General features: G+C 41.6%; 21 protein-coding genes. 17 read left to right on the top strand and 4 right to left on the bottom strand.

Annotated features, from left to right (window positions below):
• The first annotated feature begins 175 nt into the window (after nucleotides 1-175).
• Genes tmk through tsaD form a run of 9 tightly spaced genes read left to right on the top strand, consistent with a single transcriptional unit; the run spans nucleotide 176 to nucleotide 6571 of the window.
• Nucleotides 176-832 carry a dTMP kinase gene (gene tmk / locus ED605_RS12670; protein ID WP_121979257.1) on the top strand — a complete coding sequence of 219 codons (657 nt, stop codon included), beginning with the start codon at nucleotides 176-178 and terminating at the stop codon, nucleotides 830-832.
• Nucleotides 829-1155 (top strand): cyclic di-AMP receptor DarA, encoded by a 327-nt coding sequence (gene darA / locus ED605_RS12665; RefSeq protein ID WP_121979256.1) that lies wholly within the window; start codon nucleotides 829-831, stop codon nucleotides 1153-1155. The genes tmk and darA overlap by 4 nt, the downstream gene beginning before the upstream one ends.
• A gap of 9 nt (nucleotides 1156-1164) precedes the next feature.
• The gene (gene holB / locus ED605_RS12660; RefSeq protein WP_121979255.1) at nucleotides 1165-2190 is read left to right on the top strand and encodes a DNA polymerase III subunit delta'; all 1026 of its coding nucleotides are present in this window, start codon (nucleotides 1165-1167) and stop codon (nucleotides 2188-2190) included.
• Nucleotides 2191-2197: 7 nt separating this feature from the next.
• Entirely contained in the window at nucleotides 2198-2530 is a 333-nt protein-coding gene (locus tag ED605_RS12655) for a DNA replication initiation control protein YabA (protein WP_121979254.1), read from the top strand.
• A gap of 6 nt (nucleotides 2531-2536) precedes the next feature.
• The gene (gene rsmI, locus ED605_RS12650; RefSeq protein ID WP_121979253.1) at nucleotides 2537-3415 is read left to right on the top strand and encodes a 16S rRNA (cytidine(1402)-2'-O)-methyltransferase; all 879 of its coding nucleotides are present in this window, start codon (nucleotides 2537-2539) and stop codon (nucleotides 3413-3415) included.
• Nucleotides 3416-3458: 43 nt separating this feature from the next.
• Nucleotides 3459-4235: an acyl-[acyl-carrier-protein] thioesterase gene (locus ED605_RS12645; RefSeq protein WP_121979252.1), complete on the top strand. Its 777-nt coding sequence runs from the start codon at nucleotides 3459-3461 to the stop codon at nucleotides 4233-4235.
• The gene (tsaB, locus tag ED605_RS12640; protein WP_121979251.1) at nucleotides 4232-4954 is read left to right on the top strand and encodes a tRNA (adenosine(37)-N6)-threonylcarbamoyltransferase complex dimerization subunit type 1 TsaB; all 723 of its coding nucleotides are present in this window, start codon (nucleotides 4232-4234) and stop codon (nucleotides 4952-4954) included. The genes ED605_RS12645 and tsaB overlap by 4 nt, the downstream gene beginning before the upstream one ends.
• Nucleotides 4938-5513: a ribosomal protein S18-alanine N-acetyltransferase gene (rimI, locus tag ED605_RS12635; protein WP_121979250.1), complete on the top strand. Its 576-nt coding sequence runs from the start codon at nucleotides 4938-4940 to the stop codon at nucleotides 5511-5513. Before tsaB ends, rimI begins: the two co-directional genes overlap by 17 nt.
• Nucleotides 5514-5527: 14 nt before the next feature.
• The gene (gene tsaD, locus ED605_RS12630; protein WP_225419138.1) at nucleotides 5528-6571 is read left to right on the top strand and encodes a tRNA (adenosine(37)-N6)-threonylcarbamoyltransferase complex transferase subunit TsaD; all 1044 of its coding nucleotides are present in this window, start codon (nucleotides 5528-5530) and stop codon (nucleotides 6569-6571) included.
• Between the two features lie 117 nt (nucleotides 6572-6688).
• On the opposite strand, the gene ED605_RS12625 is transcribed toward tsaD, so the two are convergent.
• On the bottom strand, nucleotides 6689-8641 hold the full coding sequence (locus tag ED605_RS12625; protein ID WP_121979248.1) for an ABC-F family ATP-binding cassette domain-containing protein: 1953 nt from the start codon (nucleotides 8639-8641) through the stop codon (nucleotides 6689-6691).
• A 232-nt stretch (nucleotides 8642-8873) separates the two neighbouring features.
• On the opposite strand from ED605_RS12625, the gene ED605_RS12620 reads away from it, so the two are divergent.
• The 4 genes from ED605_RS12620 to kimA all read left to right on the top strand — a co-directional run bounded on the left by ED605_RS12620 (nucleotide 8874) and on the right by kimA (nucleotide 13759).
• Entirely contained in the window at nucleotides 8874-9506 is a 633-nt protein-coding gene (locus ED605_RS12620; protein ID WP_121979247.1) for a redox-sensing transcriptional repressor Rex, read from the top strand.
• A gap of 246 nt (nucleotides 9507-9752) precedes the next feature.
• On the top strand, nucleotides 9753-10037 hold the full coding sequence (gene groES, locus ED605_RS12615) for a co-chaperone GroES (protein ID WP_191981378.1): 285 nt from the start codon (nucleotides 9753-9755) through the stop codon (nucleotides 10035-10037).
• Nucleotides 10038-10109: 72 nt separating this feature from the next.
• On the top strand, nucleotides 10110-11729 hold the full coding sequence (gene groL / locus ED605_RS12610) for a chaperonin GroEL (RefSeq protein WP_121979245.1): 1620 nt from the start codon (nucleotides 10110-10112) through the stop codon (nucleotides 11727-11729).
• A 188-nt stretch (nucleotides 11730-11917) separates the two neighbouring features.
• Nucleotides 11918-13759 (top strand): potassium transporter KimA, encoded by a 1842-nt coding sequence (gene kimA, locus ED605_RS12605; protein WP_121979244.1) that lies wholly within the window; start codon nucleotides 11918-11920, stop codon nucleotides 13757-13759.
• A gap of 83 nt (nucleotides 13760-13842) precedes the next feature.
• Here the strand turns inward: kimA and lrgB are convergent, their stop codons facing one another.
• The gene (gene lrgB, locus ED605_RS12600) at nucleotides 13843-14595 is read right to left on the bottom strand and encodes an antiholin-like protein LrgB (protein ID WP_121979243.1); all 753 of its coding nucleotides are present in this window, start codon (nucleotides 14593-14595) and stop codon (nucleotides 13843-13845) included.
• A gap of 26 nt (nucleotides 14596-14621) precedes the next feature.
• Nucleotides 14622-15071, bottom strand: coding sequence for a CidA/LrgA family protein (locus tag ED605_RS12595; RefSeq protein WP_121979242.1), 450 nt, complete (start codon nucleotides 15069-15071; stop codon nucleotides 14622-14624).
• 260 nt (nucleotides 15072-15331) lie between these two features.
• On the opposite strand from ED605_RS12595, the gene ED605_RS12590 reads away from it, so the two are divergent.
• Nucleotides 15332-16435 (top strand): glycosyltransferase family 4 protein, encoded by a 1104-nt coding sequence (locus tag ED605_RS12590; protein WP_121979241.1) that lies wholly within the window; start codon nucleotides 15332-15334, stop codon nucleotides 16433-16435.
• A gap of 96 nt (nucleotides 16436-16531) precedes the next feature.
• Here ED605_RS12590 and ED605_RS12585 read toward each other — a convergent pair whose 3' ends face one another.
• Nucleotides 16532-17200 (bottom strand): YigZ family protein, encoded by a 669-nt coding sequence (locus ED605_RS12585; RefSeq protein WP_121979240.1) that lies wholly within the window; start codon nucleotides 17198-17200, stop codon nucleotides 16532-16534.
• Nucleotides 17201-17247: 47 nt separating this feature from the next.
• Here ED605_RS12585 and ED605_RS12580 point away from each other — a divergent pair, with 47 nt between their 5' ends.
• The 3 genes from ED605_RS12580 (at nucleotide 17248) to hpf (ending at nucleotide 19944) form a co-directional block, all read left to right on the top strand.
• The gene (locus tag ED605_RS12580) at nucleotides 17248-18576 is read left to right on the top strand and encodes an ATP-dependent helicase ComFA (RefSeq protein ID WP_121979239.1); all 1329 of its coding nucleotides are present in this window, start codon (nucleotides 17248-17250) and stop codon (nucleotides 18574-18576) included.
• A 269-nt stretch (nucleotides 18577-18845) separates the two neighbouring features.
• A complete protein-coding gene (locus ED605_RS14800) occupies nucleotides 18846-19262 on the top strand; it encodes a ComF family protein (protein WP_225419137.1) in 417 nt (138 codons plus the stop codon).
• A gap of 115 nt (nucleotides 19263-19377) precedes the next feature.
• Nucleotides 19378-19944 carry a ribosome hibernation-promoting factor, HPF/YfiA family gene (gene hpf, locus ED605_RS12570; protein ID WP_121979237.1) on the top strand — a complete coding sequence of 189 codons (567 nt, stop codon included), beginning with the start codon at nucleotides 19378-19380 and terminating at the stop codon, nucleotides 19942-19944.
• The last annotated feature ends 278 nt before the right edge of the window (nucleotides 19945-20222 follow it).

The following is a 20222-nucleotide window of genomic DNA, read 5'->3' as shown; positions in this document are numbered from 1 at the left end:
TTCGGTGTTTCTGAGACACGATTGTTTGAGATTTAAACCGGCATTTTAACGTGAATCACTTTTTTATTTATCCAATTGTTTACTCAAACTATTGACTAATCGCTGCATGCCTTAATAGACAGGCTTGACAACATACAGTACAATTGATCTAAATATAGAAGTGAGGGGAAGTATTTTGATTGGCAAATTTATTACGTTTGAAGGCCCTGATGGTGCTGGGAAAACGTCTGTTATGCACAAAGTTGTCGAACAGTTTCAATCTCAACTCGGTGATCGGATGTTGGTTACCAGGGAACCAGGCGGTAATAAGATTTCTGAGCAAATTCGGCGGGTCATTTTGGATCGAAAGAATACAGAAATGGATTACCGGACTGAAGCCTTATTATATGCGGCTGCCCGTCGGCAACATTTAGTTGAAACGATTTTACCGGCTTTAAAAACCAATAAATTGGTTCTCTGCGATCGTTACGTTGACAGTTCGGTGGCGTATCAGGGCGCTGGTCGCCAAATTGGCATGCAGGCTGTGGCTCAAATGAACGAATTTGCGACTGAGAAATTGTTACCCTTCAAAACCATTTATTTTGATATCCCTGTTGAAGTTGGGTTGAATCGAATCGCCAAGCATCGTGACTCAAGTAAGATTGATCGCTTGGATGTGGAGACCGTGGCTTTTCATCGGCGGGTCCATCAAGGTTATTTGCAAATTATTAATAGCAATCAAAGACGCTTTTTGGTGATTGATGCCACCCAGCCAATTGAAAAAGTCGTTGAAGACACAACCCATGCGATTCACCAAATTGCCAGTGAATTTTTTGAGGAGGACTCACTATGAAATTAGTCATTGCCATTGTGCAAGATAAGGATGCCAACAAACTACGCTCGGTTTTTGTTGCTCATGATATTGTTGCAACCAGATTTTCAACAACCGGCAGCTTCTTGAGAGCCGGAAATACGACTTATCTAGTGGCTGTTGATGACGAAAAGGTTCCTTTAACACTGCAATTGATTAAGGAAACTTGCTCGGCGCGTCAGCAGTTTATGACGCCACCCGTCAGTTTGAACGGTGATACGGCAGAGCACACGTTTCCAATTGAAGTGCAAGTCGGGGGCGCAACGGTAATGGTCTTACCAATCGAACAGTTTCATCAATTTTAGAGGTTAAGTATGGCGGAAAATGTTTTAAATGAAGCAAAAATTAAACAACCTAAGCTATTTCATCAATTTATGCACGTGATAGATCGAAATGAATTGTCCCACGCTTATCTTTTCACGGGCGAGGATGGTGCCGGTCAAGAAGCAGTTGCCATTGGAATCGCCATGCGGCTGTTTTGTACCAATCTTCAGGATGGATACCCCTGTGGCAAATGTCCGGAGTGCACACGGATTATGAATCATGATCATCCGGATGTTGTGATGACTAAACCGGACGGACTCAGTATTAAAGTTGATCAAATTCGCCATGTCAAGAGTGAGTTCACGAAGAGTGCTATGGAGGGAGCCAAAAAGGTTTTCATTATTTCCGACGCCGAAAAAATGACGACCAGTGCTGCTAATAGTTTATTAAAGTTTATTGAAGAGCCGACTGGAAATGTGGTCAGCTTTTTATTGAGTCAAAATCGACATTTGATTTTACCAACGATTGTGTCGCGAACTCAGGTCGTTGAGTTTCCCAGCGTTGGGAAAGACATCATGGCAAAAGAATTGCGTGAATCTGGGATCCTGCCCAGTCAAGTTAATTTACTCATGTCATTAACCAACAGTTTATCGGAAGTTCAAAGTTGGCAAGCCGACAATTGGTTCACCTCTTTGCAGCAGGCTATTTCAAAATGGTTTGACTATTTAGTGAAAGGCAACCCGATGGCAATGCCGGCGATTCAAATGACACTGATGCCATTAATAACGGGTAAGGAACGACAACGGGTAGCCTTATCAATAATGATCAGCATTTTTGATGAAGTGCTTGAAATTAAATATCACACGTTAAAGAAAACCGCCGTTAAATTTCCGGAGATAGCGGCTGATACCCAGCAAGCCGCTCAAAAGTGGTCAAGTACTCAGCTGATGGCGATGCTTGGAGATTTATTGGAGACACACCGTAGTATGGCAGTTAACGTCAATTTTCAAAATATCATTGAATCCGTGACGCTAAAGATGTTAGCGATTGTTAAGCCAGCAAACTTTAAAGGATGAGGTAGTAGTGGATAGTCAAAACTTATATGATGAGTTAAAAGAAATGAATCAGCATCTAGGCGCAACTGCGGCAGAATTCTCTCAATTGCACGAATCATTAATTGAATTAATGGAAAAGAATGCTGAATTAGAAATTGAAAACCAGCATTTACGAGATCGAATCAATCAGATCACGGAGAAAGTCGGTCATAATTCTCCTGAATTATCTGAATCTCGTAAGAATCTTGAAAAGCTTTATAATGAAGGCTTTCATGTTTGCAGTTCCTATTACGGTAAACGTCGTGAAAACGGTGAGGATTGTATTTTTTGCACAGAAATTATTTATGGTCGAAGGGATTAATAGTCAGTGATAACTCAAAAAAGTTTTGATCCAAAAAATAAATTTGGAACCCTTTACTTGGTCCCAACACCCATTGGTAATTTGGCGGATATGACGTTTCGGGCCGTTTCGGTAATGAAGCAGGCTGATCTCATTGCTGCAGAGGATACGCGAAATACTCAGAAGCTGCTTAATCATTTTGAAATTGAAACCAAGCAAATTAGTTTTCATGAACATAATACAGTTCAAAGAATTCCTGAATTAATTAATCGATTAAAAGATGGGTTAACGATTGCCCAAGTGAGTGATGCTGGGATGCCGTCTATCAGTGACCCGGGTCACGAGTTGGTAACTGCCTGCATTAAAGCACAGATCCCGGTTGTGCCGTTACCGGGCGCCAATGCTGGCCTAACTGCCTTAATTGCGTCGGGAATTTCTCCCCAGCCCTTCTACTTTTATGGTTTCCTGCCACGAAAGCCAAAAGATCAGCGACATGAATTAACCGAATTGGTTGATCGTCCGGAAACGTTGATTTTTTATGAAGCGCCCCACAGACTTCTTAAGACTTTAAAAATGCTGCAAGCTGTTTTGGGTGATTCCAGAATGGCTTCACTCTGCCGAGAGTTGACCAAGAAACATGAAGAATTTATCAGGGGGTCACTTGAACAACTAATCGCTTGGGCTGATGGAACCACTATTCGTGGGGAGTTTGTGATCATTGTGAGTGGTAATCAGCATCCCGTTCAGACGGACCAGGATGAGTTGATTGCCAATCTGTCATTATCACAGCAGGTGGACCGCTTTATTGAAGGTGGGCTGCCTGTGAATGAAGCCATAAAAAAAGTTGCCAAGTCCCATCACTTACGCAAACAAATCGTTTATAATGAATACCATCAGATTAAATAAGTCATCATTTGAATTAAGATGATGCTGGAAAGAAGACGTGTCAATGCCTGCAGATCAGTATAGTGAAAATCATACAATTCCCTTTTTTGAGGGAGATGTCACTTATCGAATGACGATGCCAATGCTTATTAACATTTTAATGCTTTGTTCAGATCATCAAAACGCAAAGCTGGGAGTTGCACAGCAAACATTAATTGATCGTTACGGAGTTGGCTGGGTAGTGACTCAATATTCAATTAAAATCAAACAACTGCCACGGGTAGATGAAACTGTTAAAATTACAACTAGAGGAACTTCATATAACCGTTTTTTTGCTTATCGAGAATTTTGGATACACGATGAACAGGGAAATGAATTAGTTAAGGTGGATAGTATCTGGGTCTTGATGGATGAAAAAGCTCGCAAAATTACCGAAATCCCACAAGATATTATTCGGCCCTATCGTTCAGAGCAGGTTCGCCGGGTTCCCCGGCTGCCGCGTCCGAAGCGAATTGACGATGCGAGTCAGACCACTACTAAAAAATATCAGGTAAGGGCAAGTGACATTGATTTTAACGGCCACGTCAATAATGCCCATTATCTTGAATGGATGACAGACGTTTTGCCGCTTAATTTCTTGGTTGCCCATACGCCTCGCCAAATTGATATTCGGTTTGAAAACGAGGTTAAATATGGTAACTGGGTAACGAGTACGGTACTTGTTGAGTCACAAGACCATGACGAGGTTAAAACGGTTCATGAAATTATGTCGAATGACGTTTTATCGTCCAGTGCCACCTTTTTATGGCAGAAAAATGATGTAGAAGGTAATTTTAGATGAAAATTTTAGCAATCGACACATCCAACCAGCCATTATCCGTTGCAGTAATGGATAATGATCAGCTATTGGCCGAAACCACGTTAACGACTCATCGGAAACACGCCGAATTTTTGATGCCGGTGATTGAAGATTTGGTTCAAAAGTCGGCATTAACGCCTAATGATTTGGATCGAATCGTGGTGGCTTCTGGACCGGGGTCTTATACGGGCATTCGAATGGCTACAACTGCAGCAAAAACGCTTGCCAGTACATTGCAGATCGAACTGGTAACTGTTTCGAGCCTATTAACATTGGCTTTGAACGTTTCAACGTCTAAGAGCTTAATTAATCCGATTTTTGATGCTCGAAATCAAAATATGTTTACGGGACTTTATCGTTGGGAAAACGGCGTTATGACAGCCGTTATTGCTGATCAACACACAAATCTTAATGATTGGCTGACCAAATTGGCAGACGTTAAGGAGCCGATTACAATTTTGGGAGAGACAGCGCCGTTTCTAGATGCTTTTTCAAAGCAGTTTGGCAATCAATTGCAAGTAGCTGACAATTTAATGGGTGTCCCCAATGCGGCTAAACTTGGTCTCTATGGTGCCAAATTAAGGCCGGTATCTGATATTGATGCGGTTGTGCCGAGATACTTACGCCTAACCAAAGCTGAAGCTGATTGGAAAAAAGATCATCCAGGTGAGGACGCGCGTAACTATGTGGAAAAAATTTAAAGACTGGTTCCAACAAAACTTTTATAACAAACAGGTTCAGCTTCGTGAGCGTTATCTGGACATTAAAAATCATGATGTCGAAATTAACGGCACGAAGTATTTCCTGGCCAAAGCGATGATTCCGGATATTCCGGAGATTTTGGGGATTGAACGAGCTGTTTACGGCGGTCAAACACCATGGGATGAACGTGCCTTTCGAACTGAATTGATGCGTAAAAATGATCGGTTGTATTTAGTCCTTAGACGAAATGATTGGTTGGTGGCTTTCATTGGATGTTCGTTGAACGATCATACTAGGGACTGTCATATCACAAACGTGGCCGTTGCGCCCAATTTTCAAAATCACGGTCTCGGCTATTTTTTGGTCAATACCATTATTAAAAAGGCTCGTCAGTTAAAATACGATAAAGTAACACTGGAGGTTCGAGTTAGCAATACCCGCGCACAAAAACTGTATCGGGACATTGGCTTTATAGATAACGGTTACAAAAAAGATTACTATTTCAATGACCGAGAAGATGCATTAAACATGGTGTTGGATATCACTAAAGTAGGTTAACTGAATTAAGAAGGGTGAAATTTTTGGAAAAAAATCTGATTCTCTCGTTTGAGACAAGCTGTGATGAGACTTCCGTTGCCGTGATTGAAAATGGGGAAAAAATTCTTTCGAATATTGTTGCAACGCAAATAAAAAGCCATCAACGATTTGGCGGCGTGGTGCCTGAAGTCGCCAGTCGTCACCACATTGAACAAATTACCGGTTGTATTAATGATGCCTTAAAACAAGCTAATGTGACCTATGATGAGTTAACGGCAGTGGCGGTAACGTATGGACCAGGATTAGTTGGCGCACTGCTAATTGGGGTGACAGCAGCTAAGGCGGTTGCTTGGGCCCATCAATTGCCATTAATTCCGGTGAACCATTTAGCAGGCCATATTTACGCTGCAAGATTAGTTAAACCAATTTTATTCCCCGCAATGGCTTTAGTTGTTTCAGGTGGCCACACCGAGTTGGTTTATATGCCTGAAGAGAATCGGTTTGAAATCATTGGCGAAACCCGTGACGATGCGGCAGGTGAAGCTTATGACAAAATTGGCCGGGTGCTGGGCATTAATTATCCAGCTGGTAAGCAAGTTGATGAAATGGCCCATCAAGGACATGATACGTTTAATTTTCCACGGGCAATGGATCAGGATGACAACTTTGACTTCAGCTTTAGTGGATTGAAAAGTGCCTTTATTAATACGGTTCATCACGCTGATCAGATTCATGAGCAACTGAACAAACAGGATTTGGCAGCGAGCTTTCAACAAGCGGTCGTGGACGTACTGGCTGATAAAACGGTTCGGGCACTTCACGACTATCCGGTCAAACAACTGATTCTAGGCGGTGGTGTGGCAGCCAATCAAGGCTTGCGGAGTCGACTTGAGCACGAAATACAGGCTTTTCCCCAAACAACATTGATGTTAGTGCCGTTATCTTTATGCGGTGATAATGCCGCGATGATTGGCGCGGCTGGTGAAATGCTATATCGTCATCGAGTATTTGCGGATGCTTCGTTGAATGCCGACCCCGGCTTGGAATTTGATTGGCTTGGCGAGTCTGTATCAAATTAGTTACAAAGTGAATGTTTAATAAGAAATAAAATAAGCGGTCCTCGTGAATCATTATCTAAAAGGATAAAGCCAATTTAGATGATGATTCTGAGGACCGTTTTTAGGATCACATGGTCACTACGAAGATTGAAGATCTTCCAGTGCCAAACTTTTTTTCTCCCAATCATTTTCAGTCTGTTTAATTTGCTGATTGAGTGCCTCGAGCTTCTTTTGAAGTTCAGCTGATTTGTCAAGATCATTGAAAACTTCAGGCTGCGTCATTTTGGTCTCAACTTCAGTTTTTGAATGAGTCAGCTGATCTAGTCGAGTTTCTAGATCAGTTACCTCGCGGCTTAACTTTCGGGTTTTCCTTTGAGCTTGCTTATTAATTTGGTAATTTTTTTTATCTGCTGATGAGGCAACGGGATGTTCGGCTGCCTCACTGGTTCCGAGCTTTTCTTGCTCGTGGTGTTTAATCGCCAATTGCTCAGCTTTTTTATCCACATAGTAATCATAATCGCCCAGATAAAGAGTTGTGCCGGTTCGTGAAAGTTCAACCACGGATGAAGCAACTTTATTAATAAAGTAACGATCGTGAGAAACAAATAGAATGGTGCCGTCAAATTGGTTTAAAGCTTTTTCAAGAACCTCTCGACTGTCGATATCCAAATGATTGGTCGGCTCGTCCAGAATCAAAAAGTTATTATGTTGCATTGCCAATTTGGTTAAAAGCAGGCGGGCCTTTTCACCACCTGATAAATCATGCACCATTTTGGCAACATCATCCCCTGAGAAAAGAAAGCTGCCTAAAATGCTTCTAATATCGCCCTCAGGAGTTGTTGGATGATCATCCCATACTTCATTTAGAACGGTTTTGGAAGGGTGCAGTGAGGCCTGCTCCTGATCGTAGTAGCCAGTATCAACACCCGTTCCAAACTGAGCTGAACCTTTTAGAAAGGGGATGATTCCCAGAATGCTTTTTAATAACGTCGATTTACCGACGCCATTAGGGCCGACAATTGCGATTGCCTGGTGGCGTTTAATGTCCAAATTAATCGGCTCTGCAAGCACTTTGGTATACCCAACTGCTGCGTCACTGACTTTTAAGACGTTATTACCGCTTTTGGCGCTTGGTGAAAAAGCAAAGCGGATTGTTTTACCGTCACTGGTTGGTTTTTCAATGCGGGGCATTTTTTCGAGTTGTTTTCGGCGGGCTTGGGCCTGCTTGGTTGTGGAAGCCCGGACAATATTTTTATCAACAAAGGTTTGTAATTTGGTGATTTCTGCCTGTTGTTTTTCATAGGCTTTCCAACGCAGGGAAATGTCCTGGGCCTTCTTTTCCGTATATTGTGTATAATTTCCAGTATAGTGTTTCAATGTCCCGTTTGCTAAGTCATAGACTTCGTTGACAATTCGGTCTAAAAAATAACGGTCATGTGAAATAATTAGAAGGGCGCCACTATAATTTTGAATGTAACCTTCCAACCAAGTGATGGTTTCGACATCCAAGTGGTTGGTCGGTTCATCAAGGATTAACAGTTCCGGTTTTTCAAGCAGTAATTTTGCGAGTGCCAGTTGCGTTTTTTGACCGCCCGAAAGTTCGTTAATCGGCTTATTATATTGATCCTGATCAAAACCGAAGCCGTGAAGAACCCCCCGAATTTCAGCATCGTAGCCATACCCGTTGTGTTGTTCAAAATCTGCTCTGATGTGGTCATAGGTTGCCGAAACCCGTTGAAAAGCTTCTGATTTCGGATTGAGTGTTCCCATCTGTGCTTCTAATTCATGAATTTGGTGTTCCTGTTTTTTTAATTCTGAGAAAACACTTGCCATTTCTTCATAGATGCCCTTATCGGAGTCCAGACCAGTGTCTTGGGCGAGGTAGCCGATTGTGAGATTCTTTTTAGTGGTTACTTGACCACTGTCAATCGATTGATCGCCGATGATCATTTTGACTAATGTGGATTTGCCGGCACCGTTTCGACCAACTAGTGCAATTCGGCTTTTTTCCTGAATTGATAAATTAACTTTAGAAAATATTGTCATGCCGTTGAATCTTTTAGTTAGATCTTGGGCTTGTAAAATAATCATTGGAGTGCCACCTTTCTGTTAGATTGCTTATTTTTTTAATTTTATCATATCCTCTGATATTAAGCGGTTTAGTTAAGTTTGTCACCCCTTTGACAGCTTTTATGAAGTAATTTCAGCGCTAATATTTGAAATGTATTTCACAAGATGTTATCTTATGTTAGAATACTAAGTAAAGAGGGATTCACAAAGTATGCTATTATCAAAAATATATGAAATTTAGGAGGAAATTTTCTTGACAGCTGAAAATATTCCACGTGCAACCGCAAAACGGTTACCAATTTATTACAGATACTTAAATATACTACATGATACAGGAAAACACCGAATTTCTTCAACCGAATTGGCCGAGGCAGTTCAAGTTGATTCTGCAACTATTCGTCGAGACTTTTCGTATTTTGGCGCGCTGGGGAAACGGGGTTATGGTTATGAAGTTGACAGTCTGCTGACATTTTTTAAACAGATTTTAAACCAAGAGCATTTAACAAACGTTGCCTTGATTGGAGTGGGGAATCTGGGTCATGCCCTGCTGAACTTCAATTTTCACAAAGACGGGAATGTAAGAATTTCGGCGGCTTTTGATATTGACGACCACATTGTCAATAAGATTGAAGACGGGGTCCCGGTTTATCCAATTCCGGAATTAGCCCATCAACTTCAGGAACAGCAAATTCAAGTGGTGATTTTAACGGTACCATCAAAGGCTGCCCAAGCCGTTACCGATGATGCGGTTGCCGGTGGGGTAAAGGGAATTTTGAACTTTACACCGATTCGGCTTTCCGTCCCGGATGATGTGCTGGTGCAAAATGTTGATTTAACTAATGAATTACAGACGTTGATTTACTTTATAGAAAATTTTGGTAAGTAATGACGCTGGTAAATAATGATCATTTGGCTGAGGCTGAAGCGGACAGAAATGTTTGTTTCGGTTTTTTTGTTTCACTAACAGTCAATTAATTAGTGAAACCAATTGGAAAAAGTTTCAATAATCATGACTTTCAATCAAAAGTCCTTGCATTTCGTGCCAAAAAATAATATATTATAAACAGTGATTAGCACTTTTGTCATGCGAGTGCTAATGATGCTAAAAATTGTTGCAAATGGAGGGACTAACGTGTTAAAACCATTAGGAGATCGCGTCATTATCGAAAGAGAAGAAGAAGAGGAAAAAAACGTTGGCGGCATTGTGTTGGCTGACAACGCTAAGAAGAAGCCTCAGACAGGCACTGTTGTTGCCGTTGGCTCCGGCCGGGTTTTAGATAACGGCCAAACGGTTGCTCCGGTTGTTAAGAAGGGCGACAAGGTTATGTTCGATAAGTACGCCGGTACGGAAATTGAAGATAACGATAAATCCTATTTAGTTTTACATGAAAAAGATATTGTCGCAATTGTGGAATAATCAAATTGCGAATTAGTAATTCAACAATTTAACAAATAATCAAAAAAATAATTTTTTGAGGTGAAATTTGGAATGGCTAAACAAGTTAAGTTTTCTGAAGATGCTCGCAGTGCAATGCTCAAAGGTGTCGACAAATTAGCAGACACGGTTAAGGCCACAATTGGTCCTAAGGGTCGAAATGTTGTTTTGGAACAAACTGCTGGAACGCCTACAATTACCAATGATGGTGTGACGATTGCCAAGGCAATTGAGTTACCGGATCATTTTGAAAACATGGGCGCCAAGTTGGTTTCAGAAGTTGCTTCAAAGACCAATGATGTCGCTGGTGATGGTACAACAACTGCTACGGTTTTAACACAGGCGATTGTGAATGAAGGAATGAAGAACGTAACCGCTGGTGCCAACCCAGTTGGTATCCGTCGTGGAATTGAAACAGCCACTAAGACGGCGGTTGATGCCCTCCATAAGATGTCACACGATGTCAAAACCAAAGATGACATTGCTCAAATTGCATCAATTTCATCCGCTAATACTGAAGTTGGTCAATTAATTGCCGACGCAATGGAAAAGGTTGGTCACGATGGGGTTATCACTATTGAAGAATCCCGTGGTGTTGAAACCAGCTTGGACGTTGTTGAAGGAATGCAATTTGACCGTGGCTATATGTCACAGTACATGGTAACCGATAACGACAAGATGGAAGCCGATCTGGACAATCCTTATATCTTGGTAACGGATAAGAAGATTACCAACATCCAAGATATTTTACCACTTCTTCAAAAGATTGTTGAACAAGGTCGTTCACTCTTAATCATTGCTGATGATATCGGTGGTGAAGCATTACCAACACTTGTTTTGAACAAGATGCGTGGGACCTTCAACGTGGTTGCTGTTAAAGCACCTGGCTTTGGTGATCGCCGCAAGGATCAACTTCAAGATATTGCGATCTTGACTGGCGCCACCGTTATTACGGACGATCTAGGTTTGAATTTGAAAGATGCCACCCTTGAACAATTGGGTCAAGCAAACAAGGTTAACGTGACAAAGGATTCAACAACGATTGTTGACGGTGCCGGTGCTAAGGATCAAATTTCTCAACGGGTTTCAGAAATTAAGACTCAAATTGAAAAGACTACTTCAGACTTTGACCGTGATAAGCTGAAGGAACGTTTGGCTAAGTTATCAGGTGGAGTTGCCGTTGTTCGTGTCGGTGCTGCTACTGAAACTGAACTAAAGGAAAAGAAGTATCGGATCGAAGATGCTTTGAATGCTACCCGAGCTGCCGTTGAAGAAGGCTTTGTCCCAGGCGGTGGTACTGCTTTGATCAATGTAATTCCTGAAATTGCCAAGCTTGAAGCTGATGGTGATGAAGCAACTGGGATTAACATTGTTCGTCGCGCACTTGAAGAACCTGTTCGTCAAATTGCGGAAAATGCCGGTGTTGAAGGCTCAGTCATTGTTGAAAAATTAAAAGATGAGAAGCCTGGAATTGGGTACAATGCTGCAAATGGTAAATTTGAAAGCATGATTGACGATGGGATTGTTGATCCTACTAAGGTTACCCGTTCAGCACTTCAAAACGCCGCTTCTGTTTCAGCTTTGCTGTTAACCACTGAAGCAGTTGTTGCCGAAGAGCCTAAGAAGGATGCGCCAGCTGCACCAGTTGCACCACAACCGGGAATGGGCATGTAAGTTAAATTAAAAAATAGTCATTCAGACAAACAAAATTGGCGTCCGAGCTTGTCGGGCGCTTTTTGTTGTTGTATGGTATTAGTGACTATTTTTGTGTACATAATCAGTACTTGTAATTAAAGGCAAGATGGACTATTATTTTATGGTTCACCATGAATGGTAAATATGATAAAAGGAGTAACGATTATATGTGGCGATATTTAAAACGGCTTTTAATTGGTAAGCCGTTAAAAACCACTGACGAAGGCGGCCAAGCCTTGACCAAATTTAAGGCTTTGGCGTTATTATCATCTGATGCGCTATCGTCAGTTGCTTATGGGACTGAACAAATTACCACCATTCTGATCACGTTATCAGCTGCTGCGTTGATGTATCAAATTTGGGTGGCAGCGCTTGTGTTGGTTCTATTGGCCGCAATTACGCTGTCGTATCAACAAATTATTCATGCGTATCCTTCTGGTGGGGGTGCATACGTAGTTGCCAGCACAAATTGGGGTGAACGGGCCGGCTTAGTGGCTGGTGGCTCCTTGCTGGTTGATTATATGCTGACCGTTGCGGTATCAACAACTTCTGCAACTGAAGCCATTACTTCAGCGATTCCGAGTTTGTATGCTCACCAAGTGTTGATTTCTTCCCTGATTGTTGTCGGAATTATGTTACTGAATTTGCGGGGGATTCGCGAATCAGCTTCTTTTCTGACCTTACCGGTTTATTTGTTTATTGTCATGATTTTAGCCATGATTATTTTCGGGGCTTATAACATCATGAGTGGTCATTTGGAATATCATGCGGCTGCTCATATTGGTGCGCCGGTTGAAGGAATGACTTTGGTGCTTTTCTTCCGGGCATTTTCATCCGGGTCATCTTCACTAACCGGTGTTGAAGCGATTAGTAATGCGGTACCCAACTTCAAGAAGCCTAAGAGTCACAACGCTTCGGCCACTTTGGCAATTATGGCCACCATTTTGGCAATCTTCTTTGGCGGGATTACGTACATGAGTTATTATCTTGGAATTGTACCAAATAACCACGAAACGGTCCTTTCCCAGATTGGGGTTGCTGTCTTTGGCCACGGGATTATTTATTACTTGCTTCAGTTATCAACGGCGATGATTTTGGCCGTTGCTGCTAATACTGGGTTTTCAGCGTTTCCAATTCTGGCTTACAACCTGGCAAAAGATAAATTCTTACCACACGCTTATTTGGATAAAGGCGACCGCCTTGGCTATTCAAATGGGATCATTTCACTGGCGGTTGGTGCGATTGTCTTGATTTTAATTTTTGGTGGTCGTACCAATTCTTTGATTCCTCTTTATGCGGTTGGTGTCTTCATCCCATTCACATTGTCTCAATCCGGCATGATTATTCATTGGCAGCGACATCGGGGAAAGAATTGGCCGGTTAAATCCGTTATTAACTTTGTTGGGGCCTTTATTTCCCTAGCATTGGTGACTTGCCTCTTCTTGCTCAGGTTTCCGAATGTTTGGCCGTATTTAATCGTGATGCCGATCTTATTGCGCTTGTTTTATCGGATTAATCACCATTATAAGCGAGTTGCTGAGCAGTTACGGGTTGTTGAGGAAGATACGCAAATTACAGCCACTCATCATTATGACGGCTCCACAGTCATTGTATTGGTTGGTGGGGTGACCAGAGTGACGGCTAATGCCATTAGCTATGCGCAGTCAATCGGTGACTACGTGATTGCCATGCACGTTTCCTTTGACTCTAATCCAGAAAAAGAGCATAAAACATCTGAAGAGTTCAAAAAGGAATTTCCCAATGTGCGCTTTGTAGATATTCACTCCTCTTACCGGTCCATTGCCCAACCGACTTTAAGGTTTTGCGATGTGATTGCTAAACGAGCTGCGGATCGTAATTACTCCACAACCGTCTTAGTCCCGCAATTTGTTCCCAAGCATCGGTGGGAAAATTTGCTGCATAACCAGACCAGCTTGCGGTTACGAACAATTTTAAATTCCAGACAAAATATTATTATTTCCAATTACAATTATCATTTAAAAGAGTAGGTTCATTAATTAAAAAAAGTCGGCTGGCTAACCCTGATATTCAAGGTTAACCAGCCGACTTTTTTAATTTGATTGGTTACTGATTATTTAATCAGTCCCATGAAGTTTGCAAATGTTGGCACTACCAAGTCAACAACGATTGAAATGATAACAACGGCAATTGCGGCCATCGCACCAGATGCTGAACTTAACTGAAGTGCCTTTGCGGAACCAACCGTGTGGCCGGCAGTTCCTAAACCAAGCCCTTGGCCAATTGGTTCAGTCAAGTGGAAGATCTTGATCAACCAAGTTGCCAATGCGTAAATCAGAACAGCGTTTAGGATACATGCCATTGCGGTGATTGCAGGTGTGCCACCAATGGCGCCGGAAATCGGCATTGCAATCGCTGTAGTAGCTGCTTGTGGCAACATTGAAGCGATACCATTGTTGTCCAGCCCGAGTAACTTAGAGACACCGTAAATGACGAATAGGGAAATGAACAGGCCAATAATTAGCGACAATAGAATTTCCAACCAGAAACGTTTAACGATATCATTTCGTTTGTAAAGCGGAACGGCAAATGCAATGGTTGCCGGATTTAAGAACCAGAAAATGATGTCACCGCCTGGTTTATAGGCGTTGGTGTAGAACCAGGTAACATTAACACCAAAGGCTTTAGCCATCAACCACAGGACAAAAATACCTAATACCATACCAACAAATAGTGGTTGAAACAGGAAGAAACCTTTGCCGATCTTAAACAACCATTGACCAAACAGGAATAGCAAAATTGAAAGCGTGATCCCGAAGATTGGCGTACCAAGATACGTGATAATCGTTGTTTGTGTTGCGCTCATAAATAACTCACCCTTTCTAAATTAAATTATTTTTTCACTTCATCACTGACACTAACGTCGCCGTGCAAAAGTGACTTTCGGATCCAAATAAATAATGATGTGGTGTAAGCAACCACAACCAGTAGGACAACGGTTGAAATAATAATAGCAATAATGATTTTGACACCTTGGGCCTTCATAATATCCAATGACGCAGTTAATTGGATTCCTGAAGGCACAAATAGGAATGCAATCAAACTGATCATGAAGGAGGCAAACTTATCAACCCACTCAACTTTCACGATATGGAAAGTCAACAATAAATAAAGCAGAACAAGTCCAACAACCGGAACCGGAACTGGGAAGTTTGCCGGGAACAATGGTGAGATTAAACTTGAAACAAATAAGACAGCTGCAAAGATCCCCATTTGAATTAAAATAGGGGCATCTTTCTTTTCATCTGGTGCACTTTGTGTAACTTTTGCTTTGTCAGCCATGATGAAAACTCCTTTCATTTGTGAAGTATAGGTTTACATAAATGCTGTCACCTTACAAACTTAAGTATAATTGTTTTTGTGAAATATGACAATCAAAAACTCTGAATCTGTCAAAAATGTGAAAAAATGTACAATTTGTAAGTATAAAAAGAAAGCGTTTCCGATTTGTCCCTATCAATTGTCCGCGGCTTGTTTTTATGAAACGTCGTCTGTATAATTGATTTGATAAGAAATGTAAAGAAGTTAGCGAGGTTTCAAATTTGAAATTCGAAATCATTGTATCTTTATTTGCGACTATGATTATTTCCGCGGTATTAACACCGTTTGTAAGAAAGCTGGCCTTCGCGGTGGGGGCTGAAGACCGGCCAAATAAACGGCGGGTTAATAAGATTCCAATGCCAACAATTGGTGGGTTGGCCATTTTTATTGCGTACACCTTTTGTACAATGGTGCTGCTACGTAATCAATTTCCGACTAAAACGATTTGGGGAATATATGGCGGTGAAGTGATTATTATTTTAACCGGAATTGTTGATGACATTTTTGTACTGCGGCCGCGGCAAAAAGTACTTGGAATTTCGGTAGCAGCCCTCTGGGTTTATTTTTTTGCCGGCGTTAAGATGACCACCATTACGCTGCCGTTTTTCACGCTTCATTTGGGCTGGCTGAGTTTACCGGTTACCTGGCTGTGGATTTTGGCCATTACAAATGCAGTTAATCTGATTGATGGGTTGGATGGTTTGGCAACTGGGGTGTCAATTATTGCCTTGACGACTATGGGAATTACCGGGATGTTCTTTTTAAATGTCGGTAATATTTTCGTTTCAATCATGATTTTTGCTTTGGTAGCTTCATGCGTTGGCTTTTTACCTTATAATTTTTTTCCTGCTCGAATTTATTTAGGGGATACTGGTGCCCTATTTATCGGGTTTATGATGGCGGTCTTTTCATTGTTTGGTTTGAAGAATGCCACTTTCATTACGTTATTGATTCCTGTGATGATCCTGGGTGTGCCGATTACCGATACGGTGTACGCAATTTTTAGACGATTACTCAATCGTGAGCCGATTTCTCACGCTGATAAACGACACCTACATCATCGATTAATGCAAATTGGTTTGACCCATCGCCAAACTGTCCTGGTGATTTACGGAATTGCCTTAATTTTTTCCTTCATTTCGCTATTGTATCCAATTTCAACTCTTTGGGGCTCGATTTTGCTAACAATTGCCGTTTTAATTGGATTGGAACTGTTTGTCGAAACGATTGGGTTGGTTGGTGAAGATCGGCAGCCACTCTTGAACGGCATCAAAAAATTGGTTAAGGATACGACAAGTAAGGAAAATCATGGTAACGATGATTAGCCATTGGGTTACATACTTTATTGGAAATAATTAAAAACGACTTTTCGGTGTTCTGGCAGGAAATTTATTCCCTGGCCGGTCACCGAAAAGTCGTTTTTAGTTTTTGTGTTCTAACTGTTCGCGTTCATCACGAGAAAAGGGTTCTTCAAAAATTTCGTCATCTCCGACGATAAATGCAACGTGACCGCCAAGCAGATCTAATATTTTTTGTCGAAACAAATCAAGCTCAGCGTTTTTAATGGCAACCGTGACTTTTACTTGGGCGCCGTACGTCGTATCTTGAATTGTAATCTGATTGGTTTTAAGAAAATAAGTTAACGGATCGAATTGATGATAGTCAACAGTCATTGTTAAGCGTCTTTTTAAGACTCGATTAACAATGCCGACCTGATCGATGGCAGTGGAAGTGGCGTTGCTATAGGCTCTGATCAACCCGCCGGCACCTAACTTAATGCCGCCGAAGTATCGAGTGACGACTGATAAAACGTTATGAAGTTGATTCATTTTTAACGCTTCAAGAATTGGGATTCCCGCTGTTCCGGATGGTTCACCATTATCACTTTCCCGTTGAATTTGATCCTGGTCACCAAGTAGATAGGCGTAGCAGTTGTGGGTTGCCTTGGCGTTTTTCTGACGGACATCATCGATGATTTTTTTAGCTTGCGTTTTATTTTCGATTCGCGCCAGTGTACAAATAAAGCGGGACTTTTTGATGACGAGCTCAGAAGTTCCGTTTTCTTTAATGGTGAGTGATAGATTTGTCAAAAAGATCCCTCCTGATTTATCGTATTTAAAATTTGTGAGGTGATTACATGATTAATCATATATCAGAGTTGTATGGTCGCCAAATAAAGTTATCAGAATTGCCGGCCAAAATCAAAGCGCATCCCCAACTTATCCTTCGCCCGGCTGTCACGCTGGAACATGGACGTGTGCGATGCTTTCGGTGTGGCGCCAAGTTAAAACCAAAAGAGGTTCAATTGCCAAATGGCACTTATTACTGCTGGGTCTGCATCCAGATGGGCCGAATGGATACGGGACAGCAATTGGCAACGATGGTTGAGCCCAATCGGTTTAAACGGTTGGCTAAGCCAATGTCTTGGCAGGGAGAATTGACGTCGCTTCAGCAAGCATGTGCAGACAAGGTTATTGAGGTTTTTAAAAAACGTCAACGACATCTTTTGTGGGCGGTTACTGGTGCTGGGAAGACTGAAATGCTGTTTCCGGCGATTAATTGGGCGGTCATCAACCAGCTTCGAATTTGCATTGCTTCACCAAGGGTTGACGTTTGCATTGAATTATTTCCCAGAATTCAAGCTGCCTTTAGCCGAGTTTCGAGTATATTGCTGCACGGTAAAAGTGAGCAACCTTACCAATATTGTCAATTGACTGTTTGTACGACTCACCAATTGCTGCGCTTTTATCAGGCTTTTGACGTTATGGTAATTGATGAAGTTGATGTTTTTCCGTTTTCCGGAAATGAAATGCTGCATTATGCTGTTAAGAACGCACTAAAACCCGACGGTGCGGTTTTATATTTGACAGCCACCCCGGATGCGGCGCTTTTAAAGAAAATCAAGCGTCATGAACTTTCAGTTAGCTACTTACCAATTCGTTATCATGGGCACTTGCTGCCAACTGCGAAAGTGATTAAAATTCGGCATTTAAAACGAACAATTAATCAGCAAAAACTCCCGAAAACGGTTTTAAAGATGATTACCGATCTGGTCAAACAACGTCAACGCTTTTTGTTGTTTGTTCCAAGAATCAAGGATTTAGCGCTTGTAAGTGCGGCCATTGAACAGGCCAATATTGACTGTCAGTTTTTGACTGTTTACTCAGCCGATCCGGCAAGGTTGGAAAAAGTGGCCGCCATGCGTCGTCAAGCAGTGGATTTTTTAATTACCACAACAATTTTGGAACGGGGAGTTACCTTTCCTGGAATTGATGTGATCGTATTAAAAGCCGATGATGACATCTTTTCGTCATCAGCACTTGTTCAAATTGCTGGCCGAGTTGGCCGAAACAGCGATCGACCAACTGGCCGGGTGCTATTATATTGTGATACCAAAACGCGTGAAGTCAAAGCTTGCGAACGCCAAATCAAGGAAATGAATCGAAGGGCGGGCGCTATCAAATGAACTGTTTGCTGTGCCAAGGGATCGTTTCCTCAGACCTAACATTATCAAAAATTTTTTCGCTTCAAAGGTTAAACCCAGTTCCCGTCTGCGATACATGTTTAAAGCAATTTGTGGCGCTTTCAACTGTCAAAACCTGTTGCGAGTGTGGCCGAAAACTGACGGCGAATTCTATTGATCCGTGTCAAGACTGTGTTAAATGGCACCAGCAATTCCCCCATTTGTTCGTTAACCAGGCACTCTTTGAGTATAATGCGGCCATGAAGGCGTATATGAGACAATATAAATTTCTGGGAGATTATCGCTTAAGGGCGGTTTTTAATCAACTAATGGTTTCAAAGTTAAAATCGTTCAGATCATCTATTGTAGTTATTCCGGTTCATCCAAGTACCATTCAGCGACGCGGCTTTAATCAAGTGCGGGGGCTGTGTGAAGGCGTGCAACTTCTTGATTGCTTGAAAACCCGCTATGAAACCAAAAAGCAGCGTCAATCAGAAAAGGGCCGGTTTCAACGACTTAAAACCGAACAACCGTTTGAACTGATTCCTGAAAAAGCTTCTCTGATAACCAATCAATCGGTGGTAATAGTCGATGATGTCTACACTACCGGAACGACGATCAGACACGCTGCGAGTTTGTTATACCGCGCTGGTGCCAGTTCTGTCAGTGGATTAACCCTGGCCCGCTAAAATTATTTGGGAGCTGATGATTGTTAAAAGACGAACTTTCATTTATACTAAAGTTGTAGCTGGTAATGTAATCACTTTCATTACCGGACCATTAATGGTGAAGGGAGAGAACGTTATGCTAAATTTTAACATTCGTGGAGAAAACATCGAGGTCACTCAAGCGATTCGTGATTATGTCGAAAAACGGGTCAGCAAGCTGGAGAAATACTTTGAAAAGGACATGAAGAATACAGCTCATGTCAATTTGAGGGTTTATCCGGATAAACAAGCTAAAGTTGAGGTAACCATTCCTTTGCCATTTCTAACTTTGCGGGCTGAAGAACTTTCCAATGATTTATATGCCAGTGTTGACTTGGTGACTGATAAGCTCGAACGACAAATTCGAAAGTATAAGACTAAGGTTAACCGGAAATCACGTGAAAAGGGCTTCAAGAATTTGGAATTTGTTCCAAATGAGGATCAAACAGCTTCAGATTCAGATGATGATAATCAATCTCAATTTGATGTGGTCCGCACAAAACGGTTAGCACTTAAACCAATGGATAACGAAGAGGCAATTCTTCAAATGGACATGTTGGGACATGACTTCTTTATTTATGAAGATGCCGAAACTTCAAATATTGACATTGTTTACCGTCGAAATGATGGCCGTTATGGTTTGATTGAAACCGGTGAAGACTAAAATTTAAATTCCCTTTAAGCCAACTAAATTATGTCAATTAGTTGCTTAAGGGGAATTTTTTCGCTTAAATTATTAAAAATTGATGACTTTAGCGAGCTTATCCTTTTCTATTAAACCGGAATGTACTATGATAAATGAATGCTGCAATGAGTTCTTTTGGTTAAACAATTGGTTAGGCAACGTTAATCGTGCTTTTAGACATCAATTGTTATCAAAGTATTTTCATTGTTGGCCTTGAATGTTACAATGAATAGGTATGTAGTCAATTAAACGACAAA

This window comes from Lentilactobacillus raoultii (assembly GCF_900411375.1).
Taxonomy (GTDB): domain Bacteria; phylum Bacillota; class Bacilli; order Lactobacillales; family Lactobacillaceae; genus Lentilactobacillus; species Lentilactobacillus raoultii.
The sequence above is the reverse complement of the archived record's forward strand: the minus strand, read 5'-3'. Positions and strand labels throughout refer to the sequence as shown.

Excerpts from the sequence above, each read along its gene's own strand:
- darA (WP_121979256.1), top strand. The coding sequence starts at position 829 with ATGAAATTAGTCATTGCCATTGTGCAAGATAAGGATGCCAACAAACTA.
- holB (WP_121979255.1), top strand. The coding sequence starts at position 1,165 with ATGGCGGAAAATGTTTTAAATGAAGCAAAAATTAAACAACCTAAGCTA.
- ED605_RS12645 (WP_121979252.1), top strand. The coding sequence starts at position 3,459 with ATGCCTGCAGATCAGTATAGTGAAAATCATACAATTCCCTTTTTTGAG.
- tsaB (WP_121979251.1), top strand. The coding sequence starts at position 4,232 with ATGAAAATTTTAGCAATCGACACATCCAACCAGCCATTATCCGTTGCA.
- rimI (WP_121979250.1), top strand. The coding sequence starts at position 4,938 with ATGTGGAAAAAATTTAAAGACTGGTTCCAACAAAACTTTTATAACAAA.
- ED605_RS12625 (WP_121979248.1), bottom strand. The coding sequence starts at position 8,641 with ATGATTATTTTACAAGCCCAAGATCTAACTAAAAGATTCAACGGCATG.
- groL (WP_121979245.1), top strand. The coding sequence starts at position 10,110 with ATGGCTAAACAAGTTAAGTTTTCTGAAGATGCTCGCAGTGCAATGCTC.
- kimA (WP_121979244.1), top strand. The coding sequence starts at position 11,918 with ATGTGGCGATATTTAAAACGGCTTTTAATTGGTAAGCCGTTAAAAACC.
- lrgB (WP_121979243.1), bottom strand. The coding sequence starts at position 14,595 with ATGAGCGCAACACAAACAACGATTATCACGTATCTTGGTACGCCAATC.
- ED605_RS12595 (WP_121979242.1), bottom strand. The coding sequence starts at position 15,071 with ATGGCTGACAAAGCAAAAGTTACACAAAGTGCACCAGATGAAAAGAAA.
- ED605_RS12580 (WP_121979239.1), top strand. The coding sequence starts at position 17,248 with ATGATTAATCATATATCAGAGTTGTATGGTCGCCAAATAAAGTTATCA.
- ED605_RS14800 (WP_225419137.1), top strand. The coding sequence starts at position 18,846 with ATGAGACAATATAAATTTCTGGGAGATTATCGCTTAAGGGCGGTTTTT.
- hpf (WP_121979237.1), top strand. The coding sequence starts at position 19,378 with ATGCTAAATTTTAACATTCGTGGAGAAAACATCGAGGTCACTCAAGCG.